Raw genomic sequence first — 13,888 nt, 5'->3', positions numbered from 1 at the left:
TAAAGTTAGGAGATTTTTTTAGCTAGGACAACCTTGTTTTTGTTTGTATGATCTCTGAATGCAAAAAGCGTAAAGTCCCCGCCATCTTTCAATTGGAATTTCTTCCGAATTTCATCCGCTTTGATAGGGAAATTTCGGGTTGATATATTCGCTTTTCCTGCTGGTAACACCGCCTGAATCCATTTTTTTTCCAGAGGTCCCTCTGCTAAAACTTCAAACGTTCTTCCTGCAAAATTAGTTTGTAGGTCTTCAGAAGTATATAGGTGCGTGTTTGGAGCAATTTTCTTCAATCCTTTACCTACCATTTTAAAGAATCCAGCCTTCAGTACACCTGCATGAGGTTCATAGAGGAAGTTTGAAACAGGGCCGAAGTCGCAAATGCTTGCAGATTCAATTGATTTATTCCCTTTAAATAATAGTGAATCAGCTTGACTTAATTCAATGACTTCGACAGAAGGATCTTCAGAAGATTGAGACCTCTTTAAAAAGAGCAATTCTTTCACCTCGTTTTTTAAGCAGACAATATAGATCTTTTCTACCCCACCTAATTCTTTTGTGGCCCGATCTAAATCCAATAGAGGACTCGTTTTTATCAATAAACTGGTTTTTTCGTTTATGTAGGGGATTAATTCAAGCGCATTGGGTTCACAATCTTGTAATAGGACGACTTTGTTTCCGTCGCCATCTCTTCTGGCTGGATCTACATAAAGGAAGTCGAATAATTCCACACAATCTGAAAGCCATTTTAAACTATCGCCTATGTGGTGCTGGATGTTTCCTGCTTTTAATACGGAGTGATTTAGGGTGGTGATTTTCGCGAGTTCTTCCTGTCTTTCGATGTAATCCACCTCGCAGCCTGCTTGTGCGAATGCGAAGCTATCTAAACCCATTCCACCCGTTAGGTCCACGACTTTTCCGTGAATTAGGGAAGCCTTAAAGTTTGCCGTTTCTTCGGAGGATGATTGCTCTAATGCCAAAGCAGGAGGAAAAAATACCTTTCCATTCGCCACCCAATGAGGCATTTTGTCCTTGAGTTTTTGTCTGGCTTTTATTTGGCCCACTAATTGAGGAATGTCTAAATTAGGGTATTTTGCTGCTTCCAGGGCAATCGCAACCGGATCCCTGTGGAGGTTTTCTTGAATAAATTGGATTTCGTTTTCTCGAAGCATTCCCTAAAATTAGCACCTCTGCTTTAATAATTTTTATTTAAATTAGTGAAATTCAATAGAGCAGATGACCGGATTAATTTTAGCGGCGGGCGCATCGTCCCGTTTAGGAGAAGCAAAACAATTATTAGTGTACCAAGGCCAAAGCCTTTTAGAGCGGTCTATTCGACTTGCATTTAGTGTCTGTAAAGAAGTTCAAGTTTGTTTAGGTGCTGAAGTGGATCAATCCATTCGTATCATCGAGAATTTACAAAAGGAGTTTCCTACTTTATCTTTTGTTCAGGTTGAACATTGGGACAAAGGTATGGGGGAGTCATTGGCAGTGGGCTTGAAAACGATTGATTTCTCCAAAGATGTCTTAGTGCTCTTATGTGATTTGCCTTTTTTGACCTCTAGCCACATTAAGAATTTAACGTCGCTGGCTAATCCTGAAAGAGCCATAGTCGCCTCATTTCAAGGGGTGAATTCTCCACCGGTATTAATACCATCTGCATTGCGTCCTTTGTTTAACCGTTGGAGTGGAGACCAGGGATTGGGGAAATTTTGGCGCCAAAATCCGATGCTCTGCGAAATCATTCACTTTTCTGATAAATTCCGAGATGTTGACGTGCCGGAGGATCGGGAGTATTGGGGGATTTAAAGACTTTAGATTATAGAGTATAGAGTAGAGATTATAGATGATAGAGGAGATATTTTAGATGATTTTCTCTATACTCTCTACTCTATAATCTTTGCTCTCTAAGCTAAGTTTCCTATCTTTGCATTTCAATTTTAAACTCAATTAAGTGGAATCAATCGGAACCCTTCCCACCGTCGAAACAGCCAAAAAATTAGGATTATTGCCCGAAGAGTATGATCGCATTCAGGAGATTTTAGGTCGCAAGCCTAATTTTACCGAATTGTCGATTTTCTCAGTTATGTGGTCTGAGCACTGTAGCTACAAGAATTCAATCGTTTGGTTGAAGACTTTGCCTAAAGACTCTCCACGTATGTTAGCGAAAGCGGGTGAGGAAAATGCCGGTTTGGTTGATTTAGGTGACGGTTTAGGTTGTGCTTTTAAGATTGAATCACATAATCACCCATCTGCACTAGAGCCTTACCAAGGTGCGGCGACAGGTGTGGGTGGTATCAACCGTGATATTTTCACGATGGGTGCGCGTCCGATTGCGCAATTGAATTCCTTACGTTTTGGTAATATTGATTTAGCTAAAACGAAGTGGTTAGTGAAAGGTGTCGTGAAGGGGATTGGGGATTATGGTAATGCATTTGGAATTCCTACCGTGGGAGGTGAGGTTCAATTCGATGATTGTTACAATGTAAATCCGCTAGTTAATGCGTTTTCAGCGGGTATTTTAAAAGTAGGAACGCAGGCATCTGCTATTTCTTACGGCGTGGGTAACCCGGTGTTTATTGTGGGATCTGCGACTGGAAAAGACGGAATTGGCGGTGCAAGTTTTGCATCAGAAGATATTACGGCGAAATCATCGGAGAAATTACCTGCGGTTCAAGTAGGGGATCCATTCCAAGAGAAATTGTTGTTAGAGGCTTCTTTAGAAATCATCGAGGCAGGATGCGTGATTGGTATTCAAGATATGGGTGCGGCGGGTATTATTTGCTCGACGTCTGAAATGTCTGCGAAAGGAGAGCATGGGATGATTATTGATCTTTCCAAAGTTCCTACACGTCAACCCAACATGCAACCATTTGAGATCTTGTTATCTGAGTCTCAAGAGCGTATGTTAATCGTAGTGGAGAAGGGTCGTGAGGAAGAAGCGAAACGTATTTTTGATAAGTGGGATCTAAATTGCGAGCAAATTGGTACGGTTACAGATACTAAACGCCTTGAGTTCTATCAAGATGGGGTTTTAGTAGCTGACGTTCCAGCGGATGATTTAGTGTTAGGTGGTGGTGCTCCAGTTTACCACCGTGAGTACAAAGAGCCTGCATACTTCCAAGAATTCAAGAAATTTAAGATAGATTCAGTTGCTGATTTGCCTAAAGAAGAATTGCCTAAGGCTTTGAACTTCATGATGAATCACCCGAATATCGCTTCAAAGAAGTGGGTAGCGCAACAGTATGATTCATCAATCGGCCGTGCGAATCGCAACACGAATGCGCCTTCGGATGCGGCGGTAGTGAAAGTACACGGTTCTCAAAAATCCATTGTTATTACGGTAGATTGTAATTCGCGTTATGTTAACGCAGATCCGGAAGAAGGATGTGCAATGGCGGTAGCGGAAGCGGCTCGTAACATCGTATGTTCGGGTGGTGTGCCGGTGGCGATTACGAACTGCTTGAACTTTGGTAATCCATACGTTCCAGAAGTTTATTGGCAATTTGTGGGTGCGATCAAAGGGATGAAGAAATCTTGTGAGGCATTCGAAACGCCAGTAACTGGTGGAAACGTTTCCTTCTACAACCAATCTTCTGACGAAGGTCCAGTATTCCCGACGCCTACGATCGGTATGTTGGGTATTTTAGAGGATCCCGCGAATAAGATGACTTTAGACTTCAAAAAAGAAGGTGATGCGATCTATTTAGTAGGTGAATCGGTAAATGATATTGCTTCTTCTGAATATGTGTATTCATACAAAGGGATCAAAGCAACTCCAGCACCCCATTTTGAATTAGCGACGGAACAAAAGGTACAAAAGGCGATTTCGGCTTTAATTACAGAAAAATTAATTGAATCTGCTCACGACGTATCCGATGGTGGTTTGTTAGTGACATTAGCGGAATCGTCATTCCCTCGTGGATTAGGATTTAAAGTGACTTCGGATTCAGCTATTCGTCAGGATGCGTTTTGGTTCGGGGAAGCTCAATCACGTGTGGTCGTTTCAGTTGATGCTGCTAAGAAAGTGGCCTTTGAATCTGCTTTACAGGCACATGGAGTTAAATTCTCCGCGCTAGGATCTGTTCAAGGAACGGATATGGTGGCGGATGGAGCTGTATTGAGCTCTGTCGCTGCTGCGTATCAATCATTTGATACAGCTCTAGAAACTGCTTTAATGAAATAGTAAAATGAGCCGCTATCTACTCGCTTTTTCGTACGATGGCGGCTCTTTTCATGGCTACCAAATTCAGCCTAACGCAACGACGGTTCAGTCGGTTTTGCAAGATAAATTAAGTTTATTGCTCGGTTCACAGCTTGAAATTGTCGGAAGTTCTCGCACAGACACGGGCGTTCATGCGCATCAACAATTTGCTCATTTCGATTTGCCTGATGTCAAAAAAGTCAAGGAAAACTGGGTATTTCGTTTGAATCGAATGTTGCCTGAATCTTTAGCGGTTCAAGGAATATACCAGGTGGCAGATGATTTTCATGCGCGATTCGCAGCATTGTCGCGAACTTATGAATACCGTATTAGTCCTTCGAAAAGCCCATTTAATTCAGCTTATGCCTATCGTTTCGGTGTTGAACTAGATGTAGACGCGATGAATGAGGCAGCTGCTCTGTTTTTTCAGCACACGGATTACCAATGTTTTTCCAAAGTAAAAACGGAAGTAGCCACCTTTGAATGTACCATTATGCAGGCTTCTTGGGCATGGAGAGGGGAAGAACTGGTGTTTACGATTCAAGGCAATCGATTCTTGCGTGGAATGGTAAGAGCGGTGGTAGGTACGCTATTAGAAGTAGGGCAGGGGCGCTTGAATAAAACGCAATTGCAAGAAATTTTAGACTCGAAAGACCGCTGCAAAGCCGGTCGTGCCGTACCTGCTCACGGATTACATCTCTTAGAAGTGGAATATCCGGCGGCTATTTTTGACGCCAAATGTGCAGGATAACATCCAACAAGGTCGCCGCTGATTGTACCTTGATTTTATTCGGCTTATAATTCAAGCCCTTCAGATTGTACTTGCTGATCCAGATTTCCTTAAAGCCTAATTTCTCTGCCTCAGCGATGCGCTGATCTATTCGCGTTACGGAACGTAATTCTCCTCCTAAGCCTACCTCTGCCGCAAAACAGATAGAAGAATCGATGATTTTATCCTCATAAGAAGAGACTAAGGATAGGCAAGTCGCTAAATCGAGTGCGGGGTCATCTACCCGTATTCCGCCCGTAATGTTCAAGAAAACGTCTTGCGTCGCTAATTTATAGCCCCCTCTTTTTTCTAAAACGGCGATTAACATACTTAATCGTTTTCCATCGTATCCGTTCGCTGTTCTTTGGGCATTCCCATAAGAGGACGCACTCACTAAAGATTGGATTTCTACTAAAAGCGGACGATTTCCTTCCATCAGTGTACCAATGGCGATACCTGATGACGGTTCATCGCGTTGCGATAAGAGGATTTCAGATGGATTAGTGACAGGTCGTAATCCGCTTCCTAGCATTTCGTAGATGCCTAATTCGGAAGTCGATCCAAAACGGTTCTTCGTTGTGCGCAAAATGCGGTAGATCATGTGACGATCTCCTTCGAATTGTAAAACGGTGTCCACCAGGTGCTCTAGGACTTTAGGTCCGGCGATGGAACCTTCTTTGGTAATGTGACCTACTAAGAAGATAGGAGTGCCACTTTCCTTCGCGAATCGCATTAATTCCAATGCACATTCCCGAATCTGTGATACGGAACCCGGGCCGGATTCGATTTGATCAGAAAACAGCGTTTGTATTGAATCCACAATGATTAATTCAGGCTCTAAATCCACTAAATGCCTAAAAATGGATTGTGTATTGGTCTCCGTAAGGATATATAAGGAGTCAGATTTCGCAGCTAAACGATCCGCTCTCAGTTTAATTTGTTGTTCCGATTCCTCTCCAGTGACGTATAAAACACGCGTCTGGGTTAAGGAAAGGGCTACTTGCAATAAAAGGGTTGATTTTCCGATGCCTGGTTCTCCACCGATTAATACTAAGGAGCCAGGAACGATTCCACCACCTAAAACCCGGTTGAATTCGGGGTCAGAACAGGTTAGTTTAGGAAGGTTTTCGAAGCTTACTTCATTTAATAGCTTAGGCTTCGCAGCAGATTTCGGACTACCTTTTGTTTTCCAAACTTCTGCCGGATGATTAGTCGCTTCCACTAATTCCTCCACGAACGTATTCCATTCTCCGCATGAGGGACACTTACCTAACCACTTCGGAGCGGAGTGACCACACGATTGACAGAAAAAAGACGTTTTAGCTTTGGCCATTTTGGGGAGGAATATTTATACCCAAATTTACGCTTTGATTTCGTTTTTTCTTTTTTTTCGGATGAAAAAGGATAATTTTACAAGTTAATAAAACACTATAGTGATGAAAGCCTTAAAATCAGTATTGACAATGGCCCTTGTAATGGGCATCTTATCTGTAGCCACAGCTCAAAAGCACTCACGCGCTGATTATTTCAGAATTGGAATTAAGGGAGGGGTTAATCTTTCTTCTGTTAAAGTAGCTAGCCTGAGTACGAATTTAGAAAACAAGACGGGCTATCAATTAGGTGCATTTGCCCGCATAGGTCGGACAATTTTTATACAACCAGAAGTCTATTTTACAGCGAAAGAAGTCAACGTAGATGTGCTTAACTCATTAACAACGAATCAAGGTGTCGTGGGTTTCTCTCAAAAATCGTTAGATGTGCCTTTGTTAGCTGGGATTAAATTAGGTCCCTTGCGTGTATTAGCCGGTCCTGTAGCCTCTTATGCTCTTTCAGCTTCGACAAGTCCTGATGCAGCCGTTAAATCGTATTTTTCAGGCACTTCTCAAGAAATTATTAATCGCTCTAGCTTCTCTTATCAAGCGGGTATTGGATTTGATATCTTAAACTTATCGCTTGATCTACGTTACGAAGGCGCGATGTCAGAATTGAAGAATACAGTAGCCGTCCCTAGCGGTTTTAATTATTCCCAAAAACCGAGTTATTACCAGGCGACTATTGGTTTCCGCATTTTATAATTACACAAATGAATGAACAAATAAAGGCTCTTCAGGCCGAAATCGACGCTTTTGTCATTTCAAATGAGGGCGAGTTAGACTCTTTTAGAAATCAATTTGTTGGACGTAAGAGCCGCTTAGCATCGCTTTTTGATGAATTGAAAAATGTGCCAGCTGAGAATCGCCGGGAGGTGGGACAGGCCTTGAATGGCTTGAAGAATTCCGCAGAGGCGAAGTTTGCAGAAGCGCAAGAATCATTCGCAGGGAATGCGGCTGGCTTCGAGGTTCCCTCTGATTTAACATTGTATAATCCGATCTCGCAAGGCAGTCTTCATCCTTTGACGAAGGTGAGAGCGCGTATTTTGGAGATATTTAACCGGATGGGTTTCTCGGTTTCTGATGGACCGGAGATCGAAACCGATTTCTATAATTTTACGGCGTTGAACTTCCCAGCGAATCACCCAGCACGCGAAATGCAGGATACCTTCTTCATCGAAAAAGGGGCTGGAGAGATTCAAGACGATGTTTTATTGCGTACTCACACGTCTAATGTACAGATTCGCTTGATGCAACACCAAAAGCCACCGATTCGCTCGGTGATGCCAGGACGTGTGTATCGGAACGAAGCGATTTCAGCGCGTGCCCATTGTCTTTTCCACCAAGTAGAAGGACTTTATGTGGACGAGCAAGTGAGTTTCAAGGATTTGAAAGATACCTTGTATCATTTTGCCAAAGAGATGTTCGGTAAAGACACGAAAGTTCGTTTCCGTCCATCTTACTTCCCTTTTACGGAGCCTAGTGCTGAAATGGACATCACCTGTCTATTGTGCAAAGGTGATGGTTGTAATGTGTGCAAAGGAGCCGGTTGGGTGGAAATTGCCGGAGCCGGAATGGTAGATCCGAACGTTTTGGAAAATGTGGGAATTGACTCGAAGAAGTACAATGGCTTTGCCTTTGGAATGGGTATCGAGCGGATTACGATGTTAAAATACCAGATCAAAGACTTACGTTTATTCACGGAGAATGACGTTCGTTTCTTAAAACAGTTTAATTAATCTGACCTATGTGGAGTTTTAAAAAAGTAAATAATTGGACAGGCTGGGGAGTTTTCTTCATTGCCTTGATTACGTATACCTTGACGGTGGAACCTACGGCCTCTTTTTGGGACTGTGGTGAGTTTATCGCCTGTGCCTACAAATTACAAGTACCTCACCCTCCAGGGGCGCCTTTATTCCTTTTATTAGGGCGTATGTTCTCTTTGCTAGCTTTAGGCGATGTGACGAAAGTGGCTTATTGGGTAAATATGATGTCCGTTGTCAGTAGTGCATTGACTATTTTATTCTTGCATTGGACGATTGTGATGATTGGTCGCAAGATGATTAATAAGTCGTTTGAAGATCTTAACTCGAATGAGCGCTTTGGTTTATTGGCGTCAGGCGTGGTAGGATCGTTGATTTACACGTTTTCTGATACTTTTTGGTTCTCAGCAGTGGAAGCCGAAGTATATGCGATGTCGTCTTTCTTTACTGCAATCGTGGTTTGGGCGGCGTTTAAGTGGGAATTAGTAGAGGATAGAGCGGAATCGAATCGTTGGATTTTATTCATTGCCTATTTAGTGGGATTATCGATTGGGGTCCACTTATTGAATTTAGTGACGCTTCCGGCGTTAGGTTTATTGTATTATTTCAAACGCTATGAGAAACCTACGTTAACGGGTGGAGTGATTTCGATCTTAGCTGCGCTCTTCATTTTAGGTATTATTAATGCGGGAATCATTCCAGGTTTGCCTAGTTTGGCTTTCCAATTTGAGTTGACTTTCGTGAATACCTTGGGCTTCTCTTATGGCTCTGGTGCGATCGTTTTCTTGATTCTACTGATTGCTGCGGTGGTTTTTGGGATTCGTTATTCGTATGCCAAAGGAAAGGAAGTACTCAACGTAGCCCTATTCTCATTCGTCTTCTTGTTAATCGGTTATTCAACTTACACGGTTGCTTTAGTGCGTTCAGGTTATAACACGCCTATTAATGAGAATGATCCGAGCAACATCTTGAACTTCTTGAAGTACTTGAAACGTGAGCAATATGGCGAGCGATCGTTGATTTACGGACCTGTTTATACCGCTGAAGTAACGGGTTACAAAGAGGGTGCTGAGACGCCTATCTATAAAATGAAGGATGGGAAATACGTAGAATACACGAAGAAACCGGTGTATGAATACGACAAGACCCAAATGATGTTATTACCACGTGTCTATTCAAATCAAGCGAATCACGTGAAATTATACCAGGAAATGTTAGGAATTCCTGCAGGGGAGAAGCCAAGCTTTGGCAAGAACCTAGAATTCCTATTTACGCATCAATTAGGGCATATGTACATGCGCTATTTACTGTGGAATTTCGTGGGTCGCGAAAGCGATTTCCAAGATGCTTGGGCGATCAATACATTTGAGGATACGTCGAAATTACCGGACATTTTACGCAACAATAAGGCCCGCAATAATTACTTCTTCCTACCGATCATCTTCGTGTTATTAGGATTCTTCTATATGCTTCGCAAGAACGATAAGGACCTTTTGGTGACGATTTTGATGTTTGTTTTAACAGGTGTGGCGTTAACGGTTTACCTGAATTCACCGCCTACAGAACCGCGTGAGCGTGATTACATCTTCGTAGGTTCATTCTACTTTATGTCGATTTGGGCGGGATTTGCGGTGATGCAAATACTAGAGTTTATTCAGAAGTTTGTGAAAGCAGATAAGGCCAAATGGGCGATTGCTGCTCTATTAGGTTTAACGGCTCCTGCGATTTTGGCCCAACAAAACTGGGATGACCACGATAGAAGCGGTCGTGTGCACCAAATCGATTTTGCCAAAAATCTCTTGAATTCCTGCGCTCCTAACGCCATTCTATTTACGGGAGGGGACAATGATACGTTCCCACTTTGGTACGTACAAGAAGTCGAAGGATTCAGAACGGACGTTCGCGTGTGTAACTTGTCTCTATTAGGAACAGACTGGTACATCGATCAAATGAAGCGCAAGACGTATGAATCTCAGCCTTTACCGATTCTTTTATCGAAGGATCAGTTAATGGAAGGGGTAAATGACCAGATTTTATTCAATCCAAAAGAAGGTTTGACTGCGATGTCTTTACCGGACTATTTGGACCTATTGCACAAAGACAGCCCATCTATCCAGGAGCAAACACAATTAGGTGAAACGATCAACACCTTGCCAACGGATTCGGTGGTGATTCCAGTAGATATTGCTGCTGTGGCTAAAACAAATTGGTTCCCTAAACAATTTGTTCCTTATATGTCACCAGCGCTGGGTTGGAAATTACCATCACACAACATCTACAAAGGGGAATTGATTCAATTAGAGATTATCTCAAACAACGCAGTCTCAGGCTGGAAACGTCCGATCTATTTTGCGTCCACGTTGCCGAATGACCAATATTTAGGTTTAAAGGAATCAATGCAACTAGAAGGCTACGCTTATCGTTTGATGCCTTTCAAGATTCCTGGCGCGAATGATGGTTATGTAAATACACAGATTATGTCTGACAACATTTTGAAAAAGATGTATTGGAGAGGTTTGGATAACGACAAGATCTATTACCATGGTGATTTCTACTTAGGAATTCCATCAGTAACAGCTCGCTTAAGTGTGTATCGTTTAGCGGATCAATTAGTCCGCGAAGGAAATTACGCAAATGCGAAAAAGGTCTTGGATTATCTAGACCAAAAAATGCCTGATAAGGTCATTCCTTACGATCAATTCTCTGCTTCTATGGTGGAATTATATGTAGCTGTTGGCGATGCTCAATCTGCCCTTAAAATCGCTAAAAGAATAGTAGATCGCGATGATCAATTATTAGATTACTATTTAGATGGTCGCTATTCATCTCATGAACGAGATGTACAAATAGCTATCTACGAAATGAACTTAGTCGTTTCTGCTTTGAAAGCTTCGAAAGTGAGCCCTGCGAAATACCAGGCCCTAGAGGCGAAGTTTAATAAGCAGTTAGGTAGGTTGCAGTAGAGTGTAGATATGGATAACAAAAAAGGGGCATTCGCCCCTTTTTTGTTAGTATCAGATAGGTAAGTCCGGAGGAAATGAGTCCGAAGTAATAAATCTCATCTCTCTACTCTATTATCTATACTCTACGAAAACATATCCCTCACCTTATGAAAGAATCCTTTCTCCGATTTCCCAGGTTGTGGGGCGAAGTTAGGGGAGTCACGTAATTTTTCTAATAATTCGGTTTCCTCTTTGCTCACTTGCTTAGGTGTCCAAATGTTCACGTGCACTAATTGATCGCCGATCGAGTATCCGTTTAGTTCTTTGATCCCTTTGCCTTTTAAGCGGAGAATTTTACCACTTTGGGTTCCAGCGTCTAAGGTGATCTTTGCTTTTCCACTGATGGTAGGAACTTCTACGGAGGTACCTAAGGCAGCATCCACAAAGTTGACGTAAAGATCGTAGATCACGTTGTTTCCGTCGCGGTGCAATAGATCGTGTGCTTCTTCTTCAATGACGATTAACAAATCACCGGCTACGCCACCACGAGGGGGAACGTTTCCTTTTCCAGACATCGACAGCTGCATATCGTTTGAAACGCCAGCTGGGATTTTGATCGGGATGATTTCTTCTTCTAATACGCGTCCTTCACCAAAGCAATCGCCACATTTTGCTCCTACGGATTTACCTTCACCATTACAATGAGGGCAGGTAGAAGAAGTGACCATTTGGCCTAGCATCGTTTGTTGTACTTGACGTACTTGACCTGAACCTTGGCAAGTGCCACAGGTTTTTAAGTCTGTTCCGTTTTTAGATCCGTTACCGGAGCATGATTTACAAGCGACGTGGCGCTTTACCTTGATTTTCTTTTCAACACCGTTTGCGATCTCCTCTAAATTCAATTTGAGTTTGATACGCAGGTCGGTTCCTTTGCGCTGACGTCTTCCGCCGCCACGACCTTGGTTAAAGAAGCTACCGAATGGGCTATCATCTCCACCACCGAAAATATCTCCAAATTGCGAGAAGATATCCTCCATGTTCATTCCGCCACCGCCAAAACCACCGCCAGCTGCGCCACCCATTCCAGCGTGACCGAAACGGTCGTATTGCGCTTTCTTTTGGGAATTGCTTAACACTTCATAGGCTTCCGCTGCTTCTTTGAATTTCTCCTCTGCCTCCTTATTATCAGGATTCTTATCTGGATGGTATTTCACCGCCATTTTGCGGTATGCCTTCTTGATCTCGTCTTCCGATGCGGATTTAGAAACTCCTAATATCTCGTAATAATCTCTTTTTTGCGCCATTATCTATTAATTTCCAACCACCACTTTCGCAAAGCGGATGACCTTTTCATTCAATGTATATCCTTTCTCAACAACTTCGACCACTTTGCCTTTTTCCTCTTCAGATGGGGCTGGGAATTGCGTAATGCAATCATGGATTTCTGCGTCGAATACTTCGCCTTTAGCCGGTAATTCTTTCAACCCTTTGGATTGTAAAATGTTACCAATTTTAGTGAAGATTAATTGCGTTCCTTCGGAGATTTCTCCTTCGGGTGCGTTAGCCAAAGCACGCTCATAGTCATCTATGACAGGTAATAAGTCAACGATTAAACGTTCCGATGCGGTTTGGATGAGTTCTATTTTCTCTTTAGCCGTACGTTTACGGAAATTTTCGAAGTCTGAATACAGGCGAAGGTATTTCTCCTTCATCTCCGCTAATTCATCGATGGGAGCTGTTTCTTCCGTTTCAGGGCTTGTTTCTTCTGTTTGATTGATAATTTCTTCCTCAGGCGTTTGTTCGTTTTCTTTCTTTTTCATGGTACAAAATTACGATTGCGTTCTTCCCTTTACAAATTCAATACCAAAAACAATTTTCTGACACTTTGGCATAAATGAAATGACCTTCGTAATTTTAAACAAATGTCAAAAAGTCCAGCAGAAATTTCTCGTTTAATTAAGGCCAAAGCACAGCAGTATGGTTTTGCCTTTTGTGGAATTTCTGAAGCAGGATTCTTGGAGGAAGAAGCGCCGCGTTTAGAAGCTTGGTTGAACTCAAATCAACACGGAGAAATGGCCTATATGGCGAATCATTTCGATAAACGTCTTGATCCTAGAAAGCTGGTGGACGGTTGCCAAACCGTCGTTTCTCTAGTCTACAATTATTTTCCGGCGGAAGAAATTCGAGCCAATCCATTTAAGATTTCTAAGTATGCCTATGGGGAAGATTACCACCGGGTCATCAAAGACAAGATGCAAGAGTTATGGGATGCTTTGCAGAATGAGGTAGGGGAGTTTTCGGGGAGGATGTTTGTCGATTCTGCACCTGTGTTAGAAAAAGCGTGGGCGAAGAAGTCTGGTTTGGGTTGGATAGGGAAGAATGCGAATTTGATTATTCCCAAGAAGGGGAGTTTTTATTTCCTAGCAGAGCTCCTAATTGATTTGAAGGCAATTCCAGATGGTCCTATAAAGGATTTTTGTGGCACCTGTACGCGTTGCATTGACGCTTGTCCTACAGAGGCTATTACACCTTATGTGGTGGATGGAAGCAAATGTATTTCCTATTTTACGATCGAGTTAAAAGACCAAATGCCGGCAAGTTTGCAAGGGGATTTTCAAAACTGGATTTTTGGCTGTGATATTTGCCAAGATGTGTGTCCTTGGAATCGATTCTCTAAGCCACATAATGAACCGAGATTTGATTCGAATCTACAAGATGTGGATTGGGAAGGCTTGTCTGAGGAAGTATTTCAAACCCTTTTTCAGTATTCTGCGATCAAGCGAACGAAGTTGAATGGCCTTCAACGAAACATCGATTACGTGAAAAAAAAGTGGCCGTGAATC

Annotated in this window: 11 protein-coding genes; 7 read left to right on the top strand and 4 right to left on the bottom strand. The window is 42.5% G+C overall.

Going from position 1 to position 13,888, the window contains the following annotated elements; all coding sequences use genetic code 11:
- Positions 1 to 5: 5 nt before the first annotated feature.
- Positions 6 to 1,169: a class I SAM-dependent methyltransferase gene (locus G9X62_RS00395; protein ID WP_223130867.1), complete on the bottom strand. Its 1,164-nt coding sequence runs from the start codon at positions 1,167 to 1,169 to the stop codon at positions 6 to 8.
- A 64-nt stretch (positions 1,170 to 1,233) separates the two neighbouring features.
- Here G9X62_RS00395 and G9X62_RS00390 point away from each other — a divergent pair, with 64 nt between their 5' ends.
- The 3 genes from G9X62_RS00390 to truA all read left to right on the top strand — a co-directional run bounded on the left by G9X62_RS00390 (position 1,234) and on the right by truA (position 4,952).
- Complete coding sequence (locus tag G9X62_RS00390) at positions 1,234 to 1,806, top strand: nucleotidyltransferase family protein (protein WP_223130866.1); 573 nt, start codon at positions 1,234 to 1,236, stop codon at positions 1,804 to 1,806.
- A 145-nt stretch (positions 1,807 to 1,951) separates the two neighbouring features.
- Entirely contained in the window at positions 1,952 to 4,183 is a 2,232-nt protein-coding gene (purL, locus tag G9X62_RS00385) for a phosphoribosylformylglycinamidine synthase subunit PurL (RefSeq protein WP_223130865.1), read from the top strand.
- A gap of 4 nt (positions 4,184 to 4,187) precedes the next feature.
- Positions 4,188 to 4,952 (top strand): tRNA pseudouridine(38-40) synthase TruA, encoded by a 765-nt coding sequence (gene truA / locus G9X62_RS00380; protein WP_223130864.1) that lies wholly within the window; start codon positions 4,188 to 4,190, stop codon positions 4,950 to 4,952.
- Here truA and radA read toward each other — a convergent pair.
- Positions 4,924 to 6,303 carry a DNA repair protein RadA gene (radA, locus tag G9X62_RS00375; RefSeq protein ID WP_223130863.1) on the bottom strand — a complete coding sequence of 460 codons (1,380 nt, stop codon included), beginning with the start codon at positions 6,301 to 6,303 and terminating at the stop codon, positions 4,924 to 4,926. The genes truA and radA overlap by 29 nt on opposite strands.
- A 103-nt stretch (positions 6,304 to 6,406) precedes the next feature.
- On the opposite strand from radA, the gene G9X62_RS00370 reads away from it, so the two are divergent.
- The 3 genes from G9X62_RS00370 to G9X62_RS00360 are packed head-to-tail and all read left to right on the top strand — an operon-like array spanning position 6,407 to position 11,066.
- A complete protein-coding gene (locus G9X62_RS00370) occupies positions 6,407 to 7,045 on the top strand; it encodes a porin family protein (RefSeq protein ID WP_223130862.1) in 639 nt (212 codons plus the stop codon).
- An 8-nt stretch (positions 7,046 to 7,053) separates the two neighbouring features.
- Positions 7,054 to 8,079: a phenylalanine--tRNA ligase subunit alpha gene (gene pheS, locus G9X62_RS00365; protein WP_223130861.1), complete on the top strand. Its 1,026-nt coding sequence runs from the start codon at positions 7,054 to 7,056 to the stop codon at positions 8,077 to 8,079.
- 8 nt (positions 8,080 to 8,087) lie between these two features.
- On the top strand, positions 8,088 to 11,066 hold the full coding sequence (locus tag G9X62_RS00360; protein WP_223130860.1) for a DUF2723 domain-containing protein: 2,979 nt from the start codon (positions 8,088 to 8,090) through the stop codon (positions 11,064 to 11,066).
- 122 nt (positions 11,067 to 11,188) lie between these two features.
- On the opposite strand, the gene dnaJ is transcribed toward G9X62_RS00360, so the two are convergent.
- Entirely contained in the window at positions 11,189 to 12,349 is a 1,161-nt protein-coding gene (gene dnaJ / locus G9X62_RS00355) for a molecular chaperone DnaJ (RefSeq protein WP_223130859.1), read from the bottom strand.
- A 6-nt stretch (positions 12,350 to 12,355) separates the two neighbouring features.
- Complete coding sequence (locus G9X62_RS00350; protein ID WP_223130858.1) at positions 12,356 to 12,865, bottom strand: nucleotide exchange factor GrpE; 510 nt, start codon at positions 12,863 to 12,865, stop codon at positions 12,356 to 12,358.
- 102 nt (positions 12,866 to 12,967) lie between these two features.
- Here G9X62_RS00350 and queG point away from each other — a divergent pair, with 102 nt between their 5' ends.
- Positions 12,968 to 13,885 carry a tRNA epoxyqueuosine(34) reductase QueG gene (gene queG, locus G9X62_RS00345; RefSeq protein ID WP_223130857.1) on the top strand — a complete coding sequence of 306 codons (918 nt, stop codon included), beginning with the start codon at positions 12,968 to 12,970 and terminating at the stop codon, positions 13,883 to 13,885.
- Positions 13,886 to 13,888 lie beyond the last annotated feature (3 nt).

The organism is Aquirufa lenticrescens (assembly GCF_019916085.1).
In the GTDB taxonomy this organism is placed as follows: Bacteria; Bacteroidota; Bacteroidia; order Cytophagales; family Spirosomataceae; genus Aquirufa; species Aquirufa lenticrescens.
This window is presented reverse-complemented; position numbering and strand designations above follow the sequence as displayed.